Annotated in this window: 18 protein-coding genes and 1 tRNA gene; 5 read left to right on the top strand and 14 right to left on the bottom strand. The window is 71.7% G+C overall.

Annotated features, from left to right (window positions below):
- Positions 1 to 9 precede the first annotated feature (9 nt).
- From ACTJJP_RS01180 to ACTJJP_RS01150, 7 genes are all read right to left on the bottom strand, one after another.
- Complete coding sequence (locus ACTJJP_RS01180; RefSeq protein ID WP_440773232.1) at positions 10 to 975, bottom strand: 1-phosphofructokinase family hexose kinase; 966 nt, start codon at positions 973 to 975, stop codon at positions 10 to 12.
- The gene (locus ACTJJP_RS01175) at positions 972 to 1,754 is read right to left on the bottom strand and encodes a DeoR/GlpR family DNA-binding transcription regulator (RefSeq protein ID WP_440773231.1); all 783 of its coding nucleotides are present in this window, start codon (positions 1,752 to 1,754) and stop codon (positions 972 to 974) included. The genes ACTJJP_RS01180 and ACTJJP_RS01175 overlap by 4 nt, the downstream gene beginning before the upstream one ends.
- Before the next feature lie 344 nt (positions 1,755 to 2,098).
- Entirely contained in the window at positions 2,099 to 2,518 is a 420-nt protein-coding gene (locus ACTJJP_RS01170; RefSeq protein ID WP_440773230.1) for a hypothetical protein, read from the bottom strand.
- A 79-nt stretch (positions 2,519 to 2,597) separates the two neighbouring features.
- On the bottom strand, positions 2,598 to 2,807 hold the full coding sequence (locus ACTJJP_RS01165; RefSeq protein WP_440773229.1) for a hypothetical protein: 210 nt from the start codon (positions 2,805 to 2,807) through the stop codon (positions 2,598 to 2,600).
- 72 nt (positions 2,808 to 2,879) lie between these two features.
- Positions 2,880 to 3,845, bottom strand: coding sequence for an ABC transporter ATP-binding protein (locus tag ACTJJP_RS01160; RefSeq protein ID WP_440773228.1), 966 nt, complete (start codon positions 3,843 to 3,845; stop codon positions 2,880 to 2,882).
- Positions 3,842 to 5,365: an ABC transporter permease gene (locus tag ACTJJP_RS01155; RefSeq protein WP_440773227.1), complete on the bottom strand. Its 1,524-nt coding sequence runs from the start codon at positions 5,363 to 5,365 to the stop codon at positions 3,842 to 3,844. Before ACTJJP_RS01155 ends, ACTJJP_RS01160 begins: the two co-directional genes overlap by 4 nt.
- 38 nt (positions 5,366 to 5,403) lie before the next feature.
- Positions 5,404 to 6,444 carry an iron ABC transporter substrate-binding protein gene (locus ACTJJP_RS01150; protein ID WP_440773226.1) on the bottom strand — a complete coding sequence of 347 codons (1,041 nt, stop codon included), beginning with the start codon at positions 6,442 to 6,444 and terminating at the stop codon, positions 5,404 to 5,406.
- A 91-nt stretch (positions 6,445 to 6,535) separates the two neighbouring features.
- Here ACTJJP_RS01150 and ACTJJP_RS01145 point away from each other — a divergent pair, with 91 nt between their 5' ends.
- The 4 genes from ACTJJP_RS01145 to ACTJJP_RS01130 all read left to right on the top strand — a co-directional run bounded on the left by ACTJJP_RS01145 (position 6,536) and on the right by ACTJJP_RS01130 (position 10,733).
- Entirely contained in the window at positions 6,536 to 7,171 is a 636-nt protein-coding gene (locus ACTJJP_RS01145) for a response regulator (RefSeq protein WP_440773225.1), read from the top strand.
- Entirely contained in the window at positions 7,168 to 8,472 is a 1,305-nt protein-coding gene (locus ACTJJP_RS01140; RefSeq protein ID WP_440773224.1) for a sensor histidine kinase, read from the top strand. Before ACTJJP_RS01145 ends, ACTJJP_RS01140 begins: the two co-directional genes overlap by 4 nt.
- A gap of 177 nt (positions 8,473 to 8,649) precedes the next feature.
- Complete coding sequence (locus ACTJJP_RS01135) at positions 8,650 to 10,524, top strand: hypothetical protein (protein WP_440773223.1); 1,875 nt, start codon at positions 8,650 to 8,652, stop codon at positions 10,522 to 10,524.
- 59 nt (positions 10,525 to 10,583) lie between these two features.
- Positions 10,584 to 10,733 (top strand): hypothetical protein, encoded by a 150-nt coding sequence (locus tag ACTJJP_RS01130; RefSeq protein WP_440773222.1) that lies wholly within the window; start codon positions 10,584 to 10,586, stop codon positions 10,731 to 10,733.
- Here ACTJJP_RS01130 and ACTJJP_RS01125 read toward each other — a convergent pair.
- The 4 genes from ACTJJP_RS01125 to ACTJJP_RS01110 form a co-directional block, all read right to left on the bottom strand.
- Complete coding sequence (locus ACTJJP_RS01125; protein ID WP_440773221.1) at positions 10,715 to 11,401, bottom strand: hypothetical protein; 687 nt, start codon at positions 11,399 to 11,401, stop codon at positions 10,715 to 10,717. The two genes, ACTJJP_RS01130 and ACTJJP_RS01125, sit on opposite strands and share 19 nt — an antisense overlap.
- 212 nt (positions 11,402 to 11,613) lie before the next feature.
- Positions 11,614 to 11,688 (bottom strand) — tRNA-Gln (locus tag ACTJJP_RS01120).
- Positions 11,689 to 12,036: 348 nt separating this feature from the next.
- The gene (gltX, locus tag ACTJJP_RS01115; protein ID WP_440773220.1) at positions 12,037 to 13,545 is read right to left on the bottom strand and encodes a glutamate--tRNA ligase; all 1,509 of its coding nucleotides are present in this window, start codon (positions 13,543 to 13,545) and stop codon (positions 12,037 to 12,039) included.
- Between the two features lie 10 nt (positions 13,546 to 13,555).
- Positions 13,556 to 14,512 carry a LysR family transcriptional regulator gene (locus ACTJJP_RS01110; protein WP_440773667.1) on the bottom strand — a complete coding sequence of 319 codons (957 nt, stop codon included), beginning with the start codon at positions 14,510 to 14,512 and terminating at the stop codon, positions 13,556 to 13,558.
- Between the two features lie 81 nt (positions 14,513 to 14,593).
- On the opposite strand from ACTJJP_RS01110, the gene ACTJJP_RS01105 reads away from it, so the two are divergent.
- On the top strand, positions 14,594 to 15,727 hold the full coding sequence (locus tag ACTJJP_RS01105; protein ID WP_440773219.1) for an aminotransferase class V-fold PLP-dependent enzyme: 1,134 nt from the start codon (positions 14,594 to 14,596) through the stop codon (positions 15,725 to 15,727).
- A 400-nt stretch (positions 15,728 to 16,127) separates the two neighbouring features.
- On the opposite strand, the gene ACTJJP_RS01100 is transcribed toward ACTJJP_RS01105, so the two are convergent.
- From ACTJJP_RS01100 to ACTJJP_RS01090, 3 genes are all read right to left on the bottom strand, one after another.
- On the bottom strand, positions 16,128 to 17,369 hold the full coding sequence (locus ACTJJP_RS01100; protein ID WP_440773218.1) for an MFS transporter: 1,242 nt from the start codon (positions 17,367 to 17,369) through the stop codon (positions 16,128 to 16,130).
- Complete coding sequence (locus ACTJJP_RS01095) at positions 17,362 to 18,129, bottom strand: fumarylacetoacetate hydrolase family protein (protein WP_440773217.1); 768 nt, start codon at positions 18,127 to 18,129, stop codon at positions 17,362 to 17,364. Before ACTJJP_RS01095 ends, ACTJJP_RS01100 begins: the two co-directional genes overlap by 8 nt.
- Before the next feature lie 313 nt (positions 18,130 to 18,442).
- A complete protein-coding gene (locus tag ACTJJP_RS01090) occupies positions 18,443 to 19,549 on the bottom strand; it encodes a branched-chain amino acid aminotransferase (protein ID WP_440773216.1) in 1,107 nt (368 codons plus the stop codon).
- Positions 19,550 to 19,560 lie beyond the last annotated feature (11 nt).

Here is a 19,560-nt window from a genome sequence, read left to right as displayed (position 1 = left end):
CCTCCGTGGTCAGGATGTAGCGATAGGGGTGGCGAAGTCGGTGACGACGATGGCTGCTGTGGGCAGGTCGTCGGGTGTCGGGGCCTGAGTCCCCGGCAGGGTCGCGGCGGCGGCGCCGTAGGCGATGCTGCGCGCGAGGCGGTCGGGGGCCGTGGCCCCCTCGAGATCGGCCAGCAGGTAGCCGGCGAGCGAGCTGTCGCCCGCGCCGACGGTGCTGGCGACCTGGATCCGGGGGGCGCGTCCGCGCCAGTCGCCGTCGGCCGTGAACAGCAGGGCGCCGTCGGCTCCGAGGGTGACGAGGGCGGATGCCACCCGGCCCGGCACGAGGGCCCGGGCGCGCCGAGCGGCCTCGACGAGCACGTCGGTGTCGGACGCGGCATCCTCGCCCACGAGCTCGGCGAGTTCTTCGTGGTTCGGCTTGATGAGGTCGGGACGGGCGGTCTCGACGACGGCGGTGAGGGCGGCGCCCGACGCGTCCACCGCGATGCGGGGAGCCTCCACGCCCCATCGCGCGCGGACGGCCACGATGAGGTCGGCGTAGAACGAACTGGGCACGCCCGGCGGCAGCGAACCGGCGAGAACAAGCCAGGTGGCCCCCTCGGCCGCGGCGACCACCCCGGCGACGAGAGCCTCCGCCTCAGCGGCGGTGAGCTCGGCGCCAGGGAGGTTGAGCTTGGTGGTCACACCAGTCGGGTCGGTGATCGTGAGGTTGGCTCGGGCACGCCCGGCGACCTCGACCGTCTCGAGGGCGATGCCGGTGTCCTCCAGCAGCATCCGGTACGGGTCGTGCGCGTTCACGGGCACCACGGCACGCGCGGGAGCACCCGCCGCGGACACGACACGGGCGACGTTGACGCCCTTGCCGCCCGCGTCTTCGCGTGAGGACAGGGCGCGCTGCACCTCGCCGGGGGCGAGGGCGCCGGGGAGCACGACGGCGCGGTCGGCCGATGGGTTGGCGGTGACGGTGACGATCATGCGACGCGCACCTCGACATCGGCGTCGGCGAGAGCCTCCGCGAGCGGTGCGGGCGGGGCCGCGTCGGTGACGAGAACGTCGATCTCGTCGAGTCGGGCGAAGCGCACGAGCAGTTCCTCTCCGAATTTCGCCGCGTCGGCGACGAGGACGACGCGACGAGCCGATTGGATGATGGCGGCCTTCACGGCCGCCTCCTCGGGGTCGGGCGTGCTGAGGCCGAAACCGGCGCTGAGTCCGTTGGTTCCCACGAAGGCGATGTCGGGTCGCAGCTGCGCGATCGCGCGAACGGTGTGCGCACCGACCGCGGCTCCGGTGACGCCGCGCACGCGACCTCCGATGGTGGTGAGCGAGAGCTGCTCCTCCCCCGCCAGCAGGTGGGCCGCCTCGAGCGAGTGCGTCACGACCTCGACACCACCGCCCGCCCCGAGCGTCTCGGGGAGCACAGCCGCCACGGCGGCGGGCGTGGTGCCGCCGTCGACGAAGATCGAGCCGCGGAAGGAGGCGCCGAGAAGGCTCGCCGCCTCGGCGGCTATCGCGCGCTTCGCGTCACCCTGACGGTCGCGACGCTCGGTGAGCGTCGACTCGGCGGTGCTGGCCCGATCGGTGCTCACCGCGCCGCCGTGGACGCGACGCAGCGAGCCGGTTCCTTCGAGGCGGTCGAGGTCGCGACGAACGGTCTCGGTCGTGACGTCGAAGCGACGGGCGAGGTCGACGACGCTGACGCGTCCGACGTCGCGCAGTTCGCGCTCGATGAGCTGCTGGCGCTCCATTGCGTACACGGGATCCCCTTCGAAGATTCCCACACGATACAACACGAAACAACACAGAGCAACAGTCTCGCGAAGATCGCAAACGCCACCGCGAGGGCTTCGCGCTCCGCTCGAGGCGTGAGGTCGGCCGTCGGACGACTCCGGGGGGCGGTGATCACCTCAGCGCGCAGGGGGCCGGCGGGGGCGCCGGCGCCGTGCATGCCGACGAAGGATCCGGCATCCGCGAACCGCATCCGCTGTACGGCCGCCGGCACCGCCCTCCGAGGACGCTGGATGCGGTCCGCGATGACCCCGCCCCGCCCGATGGCCATGCCGCCGTCACGGCGTCGCCCGTCACGGCACCGCGAGGACGGTCAGTACTCGGAGACCGTGATCATGAACGAGACCGTGGCGCCGTCGGGGCCTGTGACGGTGGCCGCGGTGCTGCCCACCTCGCGCACGATGAACCCGGGCCGGAAGACGGCTCCCTCCGACGGTCCGCCGGCGGAGAACTCCGCGACGGCGACGTCGGCGGTCGTCCCCCTCCACTCCGCCTCGCTGCCCTCGGGCACCGCGAGCACGAGCGACGTCCCCAGGATGACGCGGACGTCGGTGCCCTCGAGGTCGTCGGGTGCGACGGTCGTCGGCGGCAGCATCTGGTCCATCCCGGAGGGCGACGGGGCGGCCGAGGCCGCGGGATCGGAGGTCGAGGGGTCCTCCGATGCCGTCGGGGTGCAGCCGGCGATCAGCAACGGCAGGGCCGCGGCCAGGACGACGATGCCGATGCGCTTCACGGGGACCTCCTTCCCGGGATGCTATCCCGCCGCGTGGTGACCGCGCGGAGGTGGGGCCGTGTCGTCTGCTCCCGGGTGCTCAGTCGGCGTCGGTCGCAGGGGCGGCGTCGCCCAGCGGGATCGCGATCGAGGTCGTCGCGTCGCCGGCGAGCCCGAGCAGACCGGTCGGTGACGCGGCGGGACGATCGTCGTCGGGCAACAGCTCGGCCGTCGTCCGCGGCCGCGCGGGCTCACCCGGCAGGCCCGCCCACTCGCTCGGTTCCTCCGGTCGCTGTACGAAGAGTCCCATGACCCCATTGTCGCCCCGTCGTGACTCCCGGAGGGCACGGGAAGGTCACGACCCGCGCCGGCCCGCGACCCGTCAGCCCGTCGGCGGCCGCAGGGTGCTCCCCCGTACCGCGACCCCGACCTCGGTGCCGGCGTCGGGTAACGGCGCGTGGCCCGACACCTCCACGACCGCGGTGCCGCCGTCGGCGAAGGCGACGGTGATCACGGCACGTGCTCCCTCGTCGCGCGTGGTCGTGACACGCGCGCGCACACCCGCCGTGGGATCGAGGACCAGCTGTTCCGGACGCACCGCGACACCGGCCCGTCCACCCAGCGCCGTCGGCACCGCGATGACGTCCCCCGTCAGCGCAGCGACGGCGCGAGTAGCCGGCGCGCGGTAGAGGGCGGCGGGGGTGTCCACCTGCGCCACCCGTCCGTCGGCGAAGACGGCGACGCGGTCGCCGGAGGCGAAAGCCTCGGCGCGGTCGTGCGTGATCAACAGCCCCGCGACGTCGGCTTCACGCAGCAGCGTCAGCACCCCCTCGCGGACGCCCGTGCGAAGGCCCGCATCCAGAGCGTTGAAGGGTTCGTCGAGCAGCACCACCGTCGGCCGCGGTGCGAGCGCTCGGGCCACCGCAACCCGCTGGCGCTGACCGCCCGACAATTCGTGCGGCATCCGATGCGCGAGGTCGTCCAGGTGCACGAGCGCGAGCAGTCGCCGCACGTCGGGGTGGTCCGCCGCCCGCCGGGCGCGCACGCCGCGGAGGCCGTAGGCGACGTTCGCCGCGACGCTGAGTCCGGGGAACAACGCCCCCTCCTGTGCCACCAACCCGATGCGTCGACGGTGGGCGGGCACGTCGGTGAGGTCGCGACCGCCCGAGACGACACGGCCCGACGCGACCGGGTGCAGCCCCGCGATCAGACGGAGCAGAGTCGTCTTGCCGCTTCCCGACGGGCCGAGCACCGAAACGATCTCGCCGCGACCGACGCTGAGGTCTACGCCGCGCACGACAGGATCGGAACCGTATCCCCCCGAGACGGCCTGGAGGTCGAGGGTCATCGCGGGTCCTCCCCGATCGAACGGATGCCGCGGGCCACCGCGAGCGCCGGCACGAGCCCCACCGCCACGAGCAGCAGTGCGGGCAGCGCCGCTGCGCCGAACGCCCCGACGCTCGTGGCCCGCCAGAGCTCTGTCGCGAGGGTGTCGACGCCGATGGGTCGCAGCAGCAGGGTGGCGGGGAGTTCCTTCATCACCGCGGCCATCACGAGCACTCCCCCGGCCAGCACGCCGGGTGCCGCCCCCGGCATCGTCACCCGCGCGAAGACCCGGGCGGGCGCGTCGCCCAGGCTGCGTGCGGCGTCTTCGAGGTCGAGACGCACACCCGCGACCGCTGCACGCGTGGATCCGACGGCCTTGGGCAAGAAGAGGACCACGTACGCCACGATGAGGGCGAGGGGCCCCTGGTACGCCGCGGGGGCGATCGCCACGGTCAGCGACACGAGCGCGAGCGCCACCACGAGTCCCGGAAGGGCGTGGCCGACGTAGGTGATCGACTCGAGCAGGGAGACGATCGGTCGGGGTCGCCGCGCCGCGAGCCACGAGATGGGCAGGGCGGCGACGACGGTGACGAAGGCGGCGCAGATGCCCAGGGCCAGGGTCGTCGCAGCGGCTCGGAACAGGTCGTCGCCCGTGGAGAGATAACGATCGGCGGCGGGGAGGCGGGCGAGAAGCGCGGCCGGGGGCACGATCACGGACGCGGTCGCCACCGCCCCGAGCATCCCGACCAGCAGAGCGGTCGCGGGGGGCCGGAGCGCGCGCCGCCGCGGCGGGACGGTCCGGCCCGGCGCGGGCCGCACCGACCGACGGCGGAAGGCACCCTCGGCGACCACGCATGTCACGGCGAGCGCCGCGAGCACGAGCGCCAGTGCCGCCGACAGCGCGCGGTCGATGCCGCCGGTGAACTGCGCGTAGATGCCGGTGGTCAGCGTGTCGACGCGCAGGAGCGCCGGCGCACCGAAGTCCGACAGCGCGTAAAGGGCCACCAGCAGGGTGCCGGCGAGGGCCGACGGCAGAACCTGCGGAAGAGTCACCGTCAGGAAGGCGCGCCGGGGCGAGCGGCCCAGCGAGACGGCGGCATCCGTCACCGCCTGATCGGCTCGCACGAACGCCGCCATCGTCGGCACCGTCACGTAGGGCGCGGTCGAGAGGACCAAGACGACCACGAGAGGGCCGATGCCCGACAGGCCCGGGAACACGCCCATCCATCCGAACGCTGCGACGAAACTCGGCACGGCCAGCGGCAGGCAGGCGGCGATCCGCCAGACCCCGCCCCACGGCAGCGCGACCCTCGTGAGCACCCACGCGGTCGCCACCCCCAGCGTGAACGCCCCGGCACTGGTGGCCCCGGCGACGACGATGCTCGTCGACAACAGCTCGAGCGTGCGAGGGCGGAACAGGACGGGTGTCAGTCGCTCCGGATCAGCGGTCGACACGCGCAGAAGCAGATGGATCAGCGGCGCCGCCGCCGCGATCGCCACCGCGACGGCGACGCACAGCAGCACCGGGGTGCCCGCGGACACAGCGCGGACACCCCGGTGCGCGGGGGCGGTCGAGCGGGTCAGAGCAGACCCGTCGCCGTGAGCAGGTCGACCGTCTGCTGCACCGAGGAGAGCTGAGCGAGGTCGATATCGGCACCGCCGAGCTCCGACAGCGGCGGCACACCGGCGGGAGAGGCGACTCCGTCGACGAGAGGGTACTCGAACGTCTCCTCGGCGAAGTACTCCTGCGCGGGAGTCGACACGAGGAAGGCCACGAACTCCTGTGCCTCGGACGACTCGGCGCTACCGGCGAGCACTCCCGCGCCCGTGACGTTCACCAGGGCCGAGACCGATCCGGGCTCGCCGAACTTCAGCTGCGCCCGCCGGGTGGTGGGGTCCTGCTCGGAGCGCGCCCAGTAGTAGTGGTTGAGGAGGCCGAGGGGGACGACGCCAGTGTTGACGGCCTCGAGGATCTCGCCGTTCTTCGCGTAGCGCTGCACCCCATTGGCGACCATCGCCTCGACCCATTCGCGCGCGCGGTCCTCACCCTCGGCGACGCGCAGGGCGGTCACGAAGGCTTGGAACGAGGCGTTCGAGGGGGCGATGGCGACCTTGCCGTTCCACTCGGGCTTGGTCAGCTCCCACACGTCGGCGGGGATCTGGTCGGCGGTGTAGGTCTCGCTGTCGTACGCGATGACGCGGGCACGACCAGTCAGTCCCACCCACGAGCCATCCGTCGAGGTGTACTCCGCCGGCACGGCTCCGGTGATGTCGGCGGGCAGCGACGCGAGCAGGCCCTCGGCGTCCAGGGCCCCGAGCGACCCGGAGTCCTGCGAGAGGAAGACCTGCGCGGGCGTGCGGTCGCCCTCCTCGAGGATCTGCGCGGCGAGCTCGGTCGAACCGGCGTAGCGCACCTCGACGTCGATGCCGGAGGCCTGCTCGAACTGCTCGATGAGGGGCGCGACGAGCTCCTCGTCGCGGCCGGAGTACACCGTCAGAGTGCGCTCCCGAGTGGCATCCGCCTCGGCGGGCGCGGGCGCGGCGCCCGAGCAGGATGAGAGGGCGAGGGCACCGGCGAGCGCGAGGGCGAGCGCGCCGGTGACGGACGTGATGCGGGGCATGGGAACTCCTGGGATCGACGGTTCGGATCGTCGCGACGTACTGAGGCTAGCCTTACCTTTGCGGCGCTCGACCCCCTAAACTGAGGGGGTCATGACCCCGCCCGCCGCTGTCGAAGACCCCCTGCGGGTGCTGGTCATCGACGACCATCGCGTCTTCACCGACCTGCTGGCCTTCGCTCTGGATGCCACGGCCGACACCGTCTGCGTCGGCACCGCCGCGAGCGTCGCCGAGGGGCTGCGCAAGGCCGAGGCGATGTCGCCCGATGCGATCGTGCTCGACGTCGGCATCGGAGACGACGACGGCGTGGAGGCCATTCCGGATCTGCGGGCACGGTGCCCCCGGGCGCGGATCGTCGTGCTGACCGCGCACCCGACCGCCGCCGGCGCCGATGCCGCGCGCGCCGCCGGCGCCAGCGGCTATCTCGCCAAGGACACGCGTCTCGACGGCCTGGTGACCGCGCTCCACTCCGCCACCGTCGCGCGCCCCGCGATCGCGCCGGGCCTCGCCCGCACACCGCTGGACGCCCTCACCCCGCGGGAACGCGAGGTGCTGGCCCTGTTGTGCGGAGGTCGCCGCCCGACCGACATCGCACGAGAGCTTTCGCTGTCTCCCCACACCGTCCGCGACCATGTCAAGACGCTCCGCCGTTCCCTGGGCGCGCGGTCGCAGCTCGAGGTGGTCGCGAAGGCCCGCGACCTCGGCGTGAGCATCCGGGGCGGCCGGTGACGCGCTCTGTGCCGCGCGCCGCGGCGATCGTGCGTCGCCACCTGGTCGCGTCGCTTGCCGCGACCTTCGCGATCGTCGGTGCGCTGGTGGGCGTGGAGTGGTCGCTCGCGAGCGCAGAGGCCGACCGGGTGAGCAGAGCCGCCGCCACCCGCGTCGCCGAGCGGGTGTCGGGTGCCCTCGCGGCCGCCGACTTCGCCCGCGACGACATCGACGTGGCCGCGCTCGATGCCCGACTGGAGGGCTTCTTCGCCGCCGGATCGGTCGCACGCGTCAAGGTCTGGCACATCGAAGAGGGCACGGCGCGCGTCGTCTACTCGGACGAGCGCCGCCTGATCGGCGATCAGCGCCCCTTCTCCCCCGCGCTGGCGGATCGCCTCGAGCGCGACGGCGTCGTGGTGCTCGACGTCCCCGACGACAGGGAGCACCGTTTCGAAGCGGGCGGCGCCGAGCTGCGCGAGGCCCTCATCGCCTTCGAAGACGCCGGCGGGTCACCGCTGCGCCTGGAGGTCTACGTTCCGGTTTTCCGTGACGCGTGGGTGGCGTCGACGCTCGCCGTCTACGTCCCCGTGCTCGTCGGGGGCATCGCCGTGCTCATGGCCGTGCTCATCCCCCTGTCGGTCCGGCTCGCGCGCACGCTCTCGGCCGCCGACGTCGATCGGCGTCTCGCCATCGAGTTCGGGCTGCGTTCGCGCGAGCGCGAGCGGCTGCAGCTGGGGCGCCGCCTCCACGACGACGTCCTGCAAGACCTCGCCGGATCGGCGCTGGCGCTCGAGGCCCTGGCATCCGCCCCCGATCCCACGCGGCTCCGGGCGATCGCGACCACCCTGGCGAAGGACGCCCGCACGCTTCGAGGGATCCTCGACGGCACGGCATCCGCGCCCGCGGAGCGCATCGGCGACGCCCTGTCCGACGCCGTCGCCGCCGCGCGCGAGGCGGGGATGCGCGTGGAGCTCGACATCGTGGTCGATCACGAACCGGATGCCGAGACCTCCCGGCTCGCGGTCGACGCGGCGCGCGAACTGCTGCGGAACGTCGCCGAACACGCCGCTGCGACGCGCATCGACGTGTCGCTGCGAGGACGACCGGGTTCCGTCGCGCTCACCGTCACGGACGACGGCCGCGGCTTCGCGCCGGGGCGCAGCGCGGCGTCCGGGCATGGCCTGAGACTTCTGCAACGAGCCTTCGCCGAGATGGGCGGCGAACTGACGGTGACCTCGGACAACGGCGGCACCCGCGTCGACGCCCGCCTGCCCACGTCGACGATGGATCGGAGTTGCCCCGCCCCAGCGCCCGTGCTTTGATGAGCGCAGTCCTGGGGGATCGGGGAGCGCCGCGCTCGATCGTTCTGTCGCGGCGCCGGATCCGGTCGTCGTAGACAGTGTCGTGTGTCGTCGCACCGTGGGGGCGGGAGTGACGTCGCACGGGCCGGACACACGCGACGATCCGCGCTCGGGCGCGGTCTACAGGGGGTCATCATCGTGTCCATTCATCGCGCCAGAAAATCGCTGGCCTGTGCGCTGTCGCTCGTCGTGGCGATCGGACTGGTCGGAGGGACCGCCGCGAATGCCGCGGTCGATCCCTCCGATCAGGACTCCGCCACGACGGCCGGACGCTGGCACACCGCCGAGGAACGCTCGCAGTCGCGGGAGGAACGGTCGACCCCGGTCTCGCCGAACCGTCTGTTCTCCGCCGCCGAGGCGCCTGCGAACGACATGCTCGCGAATGCGACGAAGGTGTCGTCGCTGCCGTTCCAGGTCAGTGGCCAGCCGTACGTCGGCGCCACGTTGGAGGCGGATGAGCCGGCGACATGCCGGACGACGGATCCGGACCAGTCCGAGTACTTCACGGACGGTGACCGCTCGGTCTGGTACACCTACACATCGCCTGTCGCTCAGACGCTGACGTTCGGTGGCGGGGTAAGCGGCGCGGAGAGCATGGTCATCGCCTACGCCGCAGCGGCCATGAGCGACCTCACCCGCATCAGCTGCACGGAAACCAGCTTCCGCGATGAGAACCACCTGCAGGCGAAAGCAGGAGGCACGTACGTGTTCCAGGTCACCGACGATTCCTACGGCGCGGCACCCTCCGACACGGCATCCCTCTGGATTCGCGCCAGTGCCCCGATCCCGAACCTTTCCCCCGCCACTTCGACGACGCTTTCGGTTCCGAGCACGGTGACCGGGTCGATCTCGAAGGTCGACAACAACTGGTATGCCCCGTACGACCGCACGTGCAGCGAAGACTTCGAGACCATGCTGGGGTCGCGCTGGTACAAGTACGTCGCGACGGCGACGACGGGAGTCCGTCTCGACCTCCGTGACAGCTTCTACGACGCAGACGCCGTCGTGTGGGCTTCGGACGGATCTGCGCCGACGTCGCCCCTGGCGTGCCCGAGGGCGAACCAGAACGACCCGAGCACGTACTCCAAGGCAGATGCATACGCGGACTTCGCTGTCGAACCCGGCAAGACGTACTTCATCCAGGTCGGCGGCTTCCATTTCAGCGTCGGCGACTACGTGATGAAGCTCTCCACCTACCAACTCCCCCTGATGACGTCGACGCCCACCCCGAAGATCACCGGTACCGCGCAGGTGGGCTCCACCCTCACCGCGAACCCGGGGACGTGGGACGAGGGTGCGACGCTCACGTACCAGTGGATGCGGAGTGGCGGCACGTACATCTCCGGCGCGAAGTCGTCGACGTACACGGTCAGCGCAGCCGACGTCGGCACGCAGATCACCGTCGCCGTCACGGCGAGCAAGCCCGGCTACTCCGGAGCGCGCAAGACCAGCGCACCGACCGCCGTCGTCGCCAAGGGCGTGCTCACCTCGGCTACCCCGACGATCAGCGGGGCGCCCGCCGTCGGCACGACGGTGACGGCGGTACCGGGTGCGTGGGGGCCGTCTCCGGTCACGTTGACCTACCAATGGCTTCGCGGAGGTGCGTCGATCTCGGGTGCGACGTCGGCGAGCTACACCCCCGTCGCCGCCGACGCCGGAACCCGACTGTCGGTCACGGTGACGGGGACGAAGAGCGGCTACACCGCGAAGGCGGCGACCAGCACGTCGACCGTGGTCGCGAACGGCACCCTGACCGGGGCCACGCCCACCATCACGGGAACGACGAAGGTGGGGTCCACGCTGACCGCGAAAGCCGGCACGTGGGCGCCCGCGCCCGTGACCCTGAGTCACCAGTGGCTGCGGAACGGCGTGGCGATCTCCGGCGCCACCTCGAGCACCTACAAGCTCACGTCGGCGGACAAGGGCAAGCGCATCAGCGTCCGCGTCACCGGCACCAAGGCGGGATACACCCCCCTGGCCCGGACGAGCACGGCCACCGCCGCCATCGGCTGAGCGGCAGCGNGGGGGCGACGGACGCGGGGCTACCTCGACGTCGCGCGGCGGTGGCCGGCATGTCCGCACTCCGCCTCACGCTCGTCGGCGTGTGCGGCGTGCACGAGTCGCGCGGGGCGAACCTCGTGGCATCCGTGGTCGAGGTCACCGGTCTCGTCCCGGTCGTCGTCGTGCGTGCCGACCCCTCCGGTCACCGCGAGAGGACGTAGACCAGCTCGAGCGCACCCGCCGCCGAGACCGTGACCTGCGCGCCGATGTCGACGCCGATGGGCGTCACCGTGGGGAGGCTCATCGTCGTCGCCACGCCCTCGTTCCGCGCCGCCGAGCCGACCTGGTCCGCGAGGGTCTCGAGATCGGCATCCGACCACCCCCATTCGCCCGCCCGCCCGTGGAGATCGGCGGACATGGCCGTCCATGAGCCGGAGGATGCCGACACGACGGCGACGCGCGCGAGTGCACCGTCCGCCGTGTCGAGGGAGAACCGCGTCACTCCGCTGAAGCGGAGCTCGCCCCCACTGCCCCGCACCTCGACGGGAAGGGGAACGAGCGTGTCAATGGCGGTGGAACCGTCCGCGGGGAGGCCGAGAGCTGCCGCCGACGCCGGCGCACCCAGATCGATGGTCACCAGACCCTGACGATTGAAGAAGTCCTGGCCGGCCTGGTCGAAGCGCGACTGGCCGTCGACGAGCTGCTGGTCGGCCGAAGCGACCGGGGCGTCCTCGGTCCACCACGAGTGGGACATGGCGTATGCGCCGACACCCACCACCGCGCAGACGATCACCGCGATCCCCAACGTGATCGTGGTCAGCAGGCGGTTCTTGCGCTTCGCACGCGCGCTCGGCGACTCGCGTCGGGGCGCCGGAGCGGTGGAGGTCATGCGTCCAGCCTCACACGACGCCACGCACGCTGCCACCCGGCAGCACCTCGGCGGCCGTCCGTGCGAGGGTGCCCGGGGCCGTGCGGGCGAGCCGGCCAGCGGTATCGCCCCGTCGGCGTTCGCCCCTCCGCGACCGCCGCTGCAAACCAAAACCTCCCCCGGCAGGACTGCCGAAGGAGGAAGGGATTTCGTTCACGTGGTGCCGCTCAGACTGGCTGGGGTACCTGGACTCGAACCAAGAACAACGGAACCAGAAACCGCCGTGTTGCCAATTACACCATACCCCAAGGCGCTGAGCCGGAACTCGTGCCGAGGAACAAGCTTACGTGAGATGCCGAGGTGAGCAAAATCGAGGCCCCTCCGCGCGGGTCGCGCGATGCCGGATCTCGCAGGGCCGAACGATCCTCGCAGCTCCGCGACGCGACCTGCGGAGATCGACACCTTCTGAGAGATTCGCGTGCGTCCGACCGCGCGCGTCCCCTCCGCGCTCGTCCACGGCTCGCCCGAGCCTCGCGTCCTCCCGGCCGGGCGCCGTGGCATCCGTGTGAGCCACTCGAGACGCGCAGAACGCCGCGATCCTCGCAATGTCCCGTCGGGATTCTGCGAGGATCGCGGTGTACTGCGCGGGCAGCGCCTCAGCTCAGGTGCGCGACCAGCGCAGTGAGGCGCCGCAGCGACTCGTCCTTGCCCAGCAACTCCATCGACTCGAACAGCGGGGGCGACACCCGTCGACCGGTCAACGCGACGCGCGGCGGGCCGTAGGCGACGCGGGGCTTCAGGCCCAGTTCGTCGACAAGGGCCGTCGACAGCGCCTGCTGTACCCCGGCGGCAGTGAAATCGTCGACACCCTCGAGGGCGTGCACGGATGCCGTGAGCACGTCGGCGGCGTTCGCCGGCAGCCCCTTCATCGCGTCGTCGGCGTACTCCACATCGGAGACGAAGAGGAAGCCGAGCATGCCCGGCACCTCTCCGAGCAGCTGCACGCGCTCCTGCACGAGCGGCGCCGCCTGGGCGATGATCGCTCGGTGCTCGGCCGACGGCTCCTCGGCGATGAACCCCGCGCCCGCGAGATAGGGAACGATCCTCGACGCGAAGTCGTCGGCATCCAGCATGCGGATGTGGTCGCCGTTGATCGCCTCCGCCTTCTTCTGGTCGAAGCGGGCGGGGTTGGGATTGACGTCGGCGATGTCGAACGCGGCGATCATCTCGTCGAGCGAGAACACGTCGCGGTCGCTCGCGAGCGACCAGCCGAGGAGCGAGAGGTAGTTCAGGAGTCCCTCGTGGATGAAGCCCTTCTCGCGCTGCAGGAAGAGGTCTGCCTGCGGGTCGCGCTTGGAGAGCTTCTTGTTGCCCGTCTCGCCGAGCACCAGGGGCATGTGGCCGAAGCGCGGGATGAACGTCGTCACCCCGGCGTCCACCAGGGCCGAATACAGCGCCAGCTGGCGGGCCGTCGAGGGCATGAGGTCCTCCCCGCGGATGACGTGGGTGATGCCCATGAGCGCGTCGTCGACGGGGTTCACGAACGGATACAGCGGCACTCCCCCGGCGCGCACGAGCACGAAGTCGGGGAAGGATCCGGCCGGGAAGGTCACCTCGCCGCGGATGAGGTCGACGTAGCTGAGGTCGTGGTCGGGCACGCGCAGACGCCACGCGGGCTGACGCCCCTCGGCGCGGAACGCGGCCCTCTGCTCGTCGGTGAGGTCGCGGTCGAAGTTGTCGTAGCCGAGTTGCTTCGCGCGTCCGTTCGCCTCGTTGCGGGCGTCGATCTCTTCGGCGGTCGAGTAGCTCTCGTACACCGCTCCGGCGGCGACGAGCTTGTCGAGCACCTCGCGGTACAGCTCGTGGCGCTGCGACTGGCGGTACGGCGCGTGCGGACCTCCGACCTCGACGCCCTCGTCCCAGTCGATGTTCATCCACCGCAGCGCGTCGAGAAGCTGCTGGTAGCTCTCTTCGCTGTCGCGGGCGGCGTCGGTGTCTTCGATACGGAAGACGAGTTTGCCGCCGTTGTGCCGGGCGTACGCCCAGTTGAACAGGACGGTGCGGATGAGACCTACGTGCGGCAGGCCCGTCGGAGACGGGCAGAAGCGGACGCGAACGTCGGCGCCGGAGGCGGTCGTGGTGCGGGGATCGGGCGTGGCAGACATCCCCTCGATCCTACCGGCGGCGCGTCGCGCGACCCGAGGGGTGGGGATAGTCGGCGAGCCCCTCGGTCACGGCCTCGAGGGCCACTCCTACCGCGGGAACGTTCTCGGCTCCACGGGCGGTGACGACGTGCAGGGTGCGCGCCTCGGCATCCGGAAGACGGGGCACGGCGATTCCCGACAGCAGGGGCATGGATGCCACGGCCATGCGCGGCAGGATGGCGACGCCCACGCCCTGGGCGACGAGGTTCTCGACGGCGATGTAGTTATCGGTCTCGAAGGCGATGTCGGGCACGAATCCCGCGCGGGCGCACGCCTCGAGCAGGTGGCCGCGGCACTGCGGGCATCCGGCGATCCATCGCTCACCCGCGAGTCGCGAAAGATCGATGGGTCCCTCGGCGGCCGGGTGGTCGACCGGGAGCACGAGCACCGTGTCGTCGCCGCCGACCGTGCGAACGGCGAGTCCCGTGGCCGCGAGATCGAGCTCGCGGCGATCGCCGGGGTAGCTGTACGTGAGAGCGATGTCGGCGCGATCCTCGCGGACCGCCACGATGGCCTCGGGGGGCTCGGCCTCGACGAAGCTGATCGAGACTCCCGGCCGACGCGCCGTCACCGCCGCGATCACCCGCGGCACCACCGTCGAGGACGCCGAGGGGAAGGCGGCGATGCGCACGCGCCCCGCGCGCAGGCCCCGGAGTTCGGCGAGGTCGCCCGCCGCGGCATCCAGAGCCGTCGTCACCGCGGCGGCGTGTCGCGCGAGGACGCGGCCGGCCTCGGTCAGGCGCACACCGCGCCCGACGCGTTCGACGATGGGCATGCCCGCGCGGCGTTCCAGGCGACGCAACTGCTGGCTCACCGCGGGCTGGCTGTAACCGAGTTGGCGCGCCGCCGCCGTGATGGACCCCGTGTCGGAGATCGCCTTCACAACCCGCAGGGAGTGGGCGTCGAGGTCGTCGTCGGCATCCGTCACCCGGATACATAAGCAGAAGCGATGGTTCTCATGCAATACCTGTGCTGGTGCAATGTGCTCGGGTCGCGGCACCCTGGATACATGAGCACCCTCGCATCGCACTTCACCGGCGGCCGCGACTACCTCGCCGCGTGCACGGTCGGTCTCCCCTCGCGCGGGACCGTGCGCGCCATCCGCGCCGATCTGGATGCCGCGGCATCCGGTCGCCCCGACATCGCCGCAGCATCGCGAGCCGTCGAAGACGCCCGCGCGGCGTACGCCCGTCTGGTGCGCTCCCCCGTCGGCGATGTCGCGATCGCGTCGCAGACCTCGGTGATGGTGTCGCTCATCGCGGCCTCCCTCCCGGCCGGCGCCGAGGTGCTCTGCCCCGAGGGCGACTTCTCCTCGCTGGTCGCGCCGTTCGCACACACCGGGCGCGGTGTCCGCCTGCGTACGGCCCCACTCGCCGACCTCGCCGACGCCGTGACGAGCAGCACCTCGCTCGTGGCGTTCTCCCTCGTGCAGTCGGCGACGGGCGAGGTGGCGGATGCCGCCGGCATCGCCGCCGCGGCGAGCCGCTGCGGCGCCCGCACGCTCTGCGACCTCACCCAGGCCGTGGGGTGGCTGCCGGTCGACGCCACGCTCTTCGACGCGACCGTCTGCCATGCGTACAAGTGGTTGTGCTGCCCGCGCGGCGTCGGCTTCCTGACCGTGACCACGTCCTTCGCCTCGACGCTGCGTCCCGTCCAGGCGGGGTGGTACTCGGGCGACGATCCGTGGTCGTCGTGCTACGGCACCGGGGGCACGCTGGCATCAGACGCGCGCCGCTTCGACGTCTCGCCCGCCTGGCAGGCGTTCGTCGGAGCCGCCCCCGCGCTCGAGATGTTCGCCGGCGCCGACATCACCGAGCTGTACGCCCACACGACGGGTCTCGCGGCACGCTTTCGCGCGGGGCTCGGTCTCGCGCAGCCCGCACGGCCCTCGGCGATCGTCACCTGGCCGGATGCCACGGGTGCGGCGCTGGCACGGCTGGCGAGCCGGGGCATCACGGCATCGGGCCGAGCGGGTCGGGCGCGGGTCGCGTTCCACGTGTTCAATGACGACGACGACGTCGATCGGGCGCTCGACGCGTTGAGGGCGGGCGGAGCGCGCGGCGCCGTGAGCGCGGATGACGCGCTCAGCGGGCGCGGGCTGACTTCGGCAGCCTCCCCGGTGATCCTCAGCTACTCGATCTGAGACGATCCGCGGCGAGCCCGCGGTCGTCGTCGCCGGTGCGGAGTCTCTGTCGGCCCGACCGTGCCTGACTCCGGAGATGACGCGCCGAACAGGCGTATCAGGGCCGTCGCCGGGAGGTTCCCACCGACTTCTTCCGGAGGTAGACACGGGGTCGGTGGGCCACCCCGGGCGACGCCGTGCGACGCCGGACATCGCACTGGCCGCGTCTATCGACGCGCGGCGGCAAGACGGTGAGGCCGCTCCGGTGACGCGGCGGCTCCGGCGGTGCGAGGGCGGCGCAGCGAGCCGGATCCTGCACCTTCGAGCCGTTGCTGCGGAGTTCGGCGCACGCGATCGAGTCCTCGCCGGCCGCCGATCCACGCGCCCACCGCCCGCCGGCCTCATCGGCCGCGGTAGGCGATCAGCGTCGACGCGCGCGCACCGTAACCGCGCCTGCGCACACCATTGCGATGGGCACGAACGCCCAGAGCGCGAGACCGCCGTACCCGACGAGGCCCAGGATGAGTCCTGCGAGCACCGACCCGACGGCGGCGCAGCCGGTCATGAGCGTGTCGCTGCGTCCCTGACGTCGAGGCCGTGCAGCGAGCGGCGTCGCCTCGGTGAGCAGGGCCGAGCCGGCGACGGTCGCCGCACTCCAGCCGAGGCCGAGCAGAAGCAGCGCGATGAGCACGCCTGCCTGGGAGGCGGCGGCGGTCGACGCGACGGTGAGCGCCGCCGCGAGCAGCCCCTGCCCCACCAGGATGACGGGGAGGCGACCGACGCGGTCGGCGAGGATGCCGAAGACCGGGGACAGCCCGTACATCCCGAACACGTGCAGCGAGATGGTGACTCCGACGGCGACGGTCACGGCATCCGGGGCCACGATGTGGGCGAGGTGCACGGGTGTCATCGCCATCACGGCGGCCATCGTGACGTGGGAGGCCGCGACCGCGAGCATTGCGAACCGGGCGACGCGCGATCGATCGAGCTCGGTCGTCGGGAGGGCCGTCGGCGCTCTCTCGCGGTCGAGGCGTTGAGCGAGCAGGAGGGGGTCTGGTCGTAGGACGAGAACATACAGCGCGAACGCGCACGCCTGGGCGAGGAGCGAGAAGAGGTAGGCGCCCGTGAGCCGGGGCATGCCGATGCTCGCGCCGAGGACTTCTCCCGGCGCGAGGAGCAGCGGACCCACGACGCCCCCGACCGTGGTCGCCCAGACCACTGTCGCGAGGTCGCGGCCGCGTCGGGCCGTCGTCGAGAGGTCGGTCGCCGCGAAGCGCGACTGCAGAGTGGCGGCGTTACCTGCGCCGATCAGCGCGATGCCGGCGAGGAGCAACGGGAACGATCGCGCCGCGGCCGCCAGGATGACGAGGGCGATCCCGCCGAGCGCGGAGACGTTGCCGGTGGTCAACGCGATCCGTCGCCCCCGACGCGCGGCGAGGCGCGCCAGGGGGATCGCCGTCAGGGCTGCCCCGAGGGTCACTGCGGCGGTGGCGAATCCCGAGAGCGATTCTTCGCCCGACAGGTCGGCGGCGAGAAGCGCGCCGAGCGACTGCGTCGATCCGAACGCGACGCCGCTGAGCACCTGCCCCGCCGCCAGCACCCGCACCGTGCGTCGTTGCGCGGCGACGACGTCGACCGCTGCGGGTGCCGTGATGTCAGGCATCGCGCGCGGTGTTGCGCAGGATCCCGATGCCCTCGATCTCGACCTCGATCGTGTCGCCCGCGTCGAAAGACCCGATGCCCGCGGGGGTGCCCGTGAGGATCAGGTCTCCGGGCAGCAGCGTGAACACCGCCGACGCGTAGGCGATGAGTGCCGGGATGCCGTGGATCATGTCGGAGACGGGGCCGTTCTGACGCACCTCGCCATTGACCCGCGTGGTGATGACGGCCGCGTCGAGGTCGAGGTCGGTCTCGATGACCGGTCCGACGGGGCAGAACGTGTCGAAGCCCTTGGCGCGGGACCACTGCCCGTCGCTGCGCTGCAGATCGCGCGCGGTGACGTCGTTGGCGACGGTGTAGCCGAGGATGTAGTCGCTCGCGCGCTCGGCGGGGACGTTCTTGGCGACGCGGCCGATGACGACGGCGAGCTCGCCCTCGTAATCGGTGTGAGAGCTCGGTGCCGTGGGGCGCACGATCGTGTCGCCCGGGCCGATGACCGACGTGTTCGGCTTGAGGAACATCAACGGTTCGGCGGGCGCCTCGCTTCCCATCTCGGCGGCGTGATCGCGGTAGTTCTTGCCGATGCACACGACCTTGGAGCGCGGGATCACCGGGGCGAGCAGGGCGGCCTCGGTGAGAGGCACCCGTTCCCCCGTGGTGTCGAACCCGGAGAACATCGGGTCGCCGGCGAGAACGACGAGTTCGCCGTCGTCGACGATCCCGTAGCGAATGGCATCCTGGTGGCTGAATCGTGCGATCTTCACCGGCTCAGCCTATCCGCGGGGTCCGACACTCACCGTGAGGGCGGTCCGGCCTCCCCGCCGCTGGCGCACCGTCCGGACGGCGCCTGCGCGATGCGGGCCGCACCGGATGCCGCTCAACGCCCGTGCCGCAGCACCCCCCGCGTCGCACGGCTCGACCGCTGCGCCAGCCGCGAGAAACGGCATCCGCACGAAGAAACGCCGAACCAACGCGTTTCCCCCTGCGGATCGCGTTTTTCGACACTCATGAGGCTGCCCCCGACGGACAAAGACGGAGGGACCCCCGGCATCCGGGAGCCCCTCCGTGTGCGACGCGTCAGGCGTCGAGTCTGTACAACCAGCCGTGCTTGTCTTCCGCGCGACCGTACTGGATGTTCGTCAGCTCTTCGCGCAACTCGAGGGCGAGGGTGCCCGTGGGCTGCTCGTCGATGAAGTCGCGACCCTTGAGCGTGCCGATGGGGGTGACGACGGCGGCGGTACCGCAGGCGAACACCTCGACGATGTCTCCGGATGCCACACCCTCGCGCCATTCCGTCAGCGAGACGTTGCGCCCCTCGACGTGATGGCCGCGGTCACGCGCCAGCTGCAGGAGCGAGTCGCGGGTGATGCCCTCGAGGATCGAGTCGGACTGCGGGGTGACGATGGTGCCGTCTTTGTAGACGAACACGACGTTCATGCCGCCGAGCTCCTCGACATTGCGGTCCTGGTCGAGGAACACGACCTGGTCGCACTCGTTCTCGTACGCCTCGGACTGCGGGAGCAGACTGGCGGCGTAGTTGCCACCGGTCTTGGCCGCCCCCGTGCCGCCCTTGCCGGCGCGCGAGTAGTCCTCGCTCAGCCAGATCGAGACGGGCTTCACGCCGCCCTTGAAGTAGGCGCCCGCGGGACTCGCGATCACGTAGAAGGCCACCTTGTGGGCGGGGCGCACACCGAGGAAGGCCTCTTTCGCGAACATGAAGGGCCGCAGGTACAGGCTCTGGTCTTCGCCGGAGGGAACCCATGCACCGTCGACAGCGATGAGTTCGCGCAGCGCCTGCAGGAAGTACGGCACCGGCAGTTCGGGAAGCGCCAGACGGCGGGCCGACCGCTGCAGGCGCCGCCCGTTCTGGTCGGGACGGAACGTGTGAACCGAGCCGTCGGCGTGGCGATAGGCCTTGATGCCCTCGAAGATCTCCTGCCCGTAGTGCAGGACGGCCGCAGCCGGGTCGAGGGAGATGGGGCCGTACGGCGAGACGCGCGGGCGGTGCCAGCCGCCGCGGACCGACCAGCAGATGTCGACCATGTGGTCGGTGAAGCTCTGCCCGAAGCCGGGGCTGGCGAGGATGGCGTCGCGGTCGGCGTTGCTCTTGGCCGCGAGGTTGCGGGTGACGGCGAACTCGAGCGGGTCGAGTCCGGTGTCGGGGTCGGTGTCGATGGTGGTCATCTGGGGTCCAA

The organism is Microbacterium sp. 22296, from assembly GCF_052045385.1.
Classification (GTDB): domain Bacteria; phylum Actinomycetota; class Actinomycetes; order Actinomycetales; family Microbacteriaceae; genus Microbacterium.
The sequence above is the reverse complement of the archived record's forward strand: the minus strand, read 5'-3'. Positions and strand labels throughout refer to the sequence as shown.

What these genes read in the sequence shown, in the direction of transcription:
- ACTJJP_RS01180 (WP_440773232.1), bottom strand. Translation starts at nt 975, where the DNA reads ATGATCGTCACCGTCACCGCCAACCCATCGGCCGACCGCGCCGTCGTG.
- ACTJJP_RS01165 (WP_440773229.1), bottom strand. Translation starts at nt 2,807, where the DNA reads ATGGGACTCTTCGTACAGCGACCGGAGGAACCGAGCGAGTGGGCGGGC.
- ACTJJP_RS01160 (WP_440773228.1), bottom strand. Translation starts at nt 3,845, where the DNA reads ATGACCCTCGACCTCCAGGCCGTCTCGGGGGGATACGGTTCCGATCCT.
- ACTJJP_RS01150 (WP_440773226.1), bottom strand. Translation starts at nt 6,444, where the DNA reads ATGCCCCGCATCACGTCCGTCACCGGCGCGCTCGCCCTCGCGCTCGCC.
- ACTJJP_RS01145 (WP_440773225.1), top strand. Translation starts at nt 6,536, where the DNA reads ATGACCCCGCCCGCCGCTGTCGAAGACCCCCTGCGGGTGCTGGTCATC.
- ACTJJP_RS01130 (WP_440773222.1), top strand. Translation starts at nt 10,584, where the DNA reads ATGTCCGCACTCCGCCTCACGCTCGTCGGCGTGTGCGGCGTGCACGAG.
- ACTJJP_RS01125 (WP_440773221.1), bottom strand. Translation starts at nt 11,401, where the DNA reads ATGACCTCCACCGCTCCGGCGCCCCGACGCGAGTCGCCGAGCGCGCGT.
- gltX (WP_440773220.1), bottom strand. Translation starts at nt 13,545, where the DNA reads ATGTCTGCCACGCCCGATCCCCGCACCACGACCGCCTCCGGCGCCGAC.
- ACTJJP_RS01105 (WP_440773219.1), top strand. Translation starts at nt 14,594, where the DNA reads ATGAGCACCCTCGCATCGCACTTCACCGGCGGCCGCGACTACCTCGCC.
- ACTJJP_RS01100 (WP_440773218.1), bottom strand. Translation starts at nt 17,369, where the DNA reads ATGCCTGACATCACGGCACCCGCAGCGGTCGACGTCGTCGCCGCGCAA.
- ACTJJP_RS01090 (WP_440773216.1), bottom strand. Translation starts at nt 19,549, where the DNA reads ATGACCACCATCGACACCGACCCCGACACCGGACTCGACCCGCTCGAG.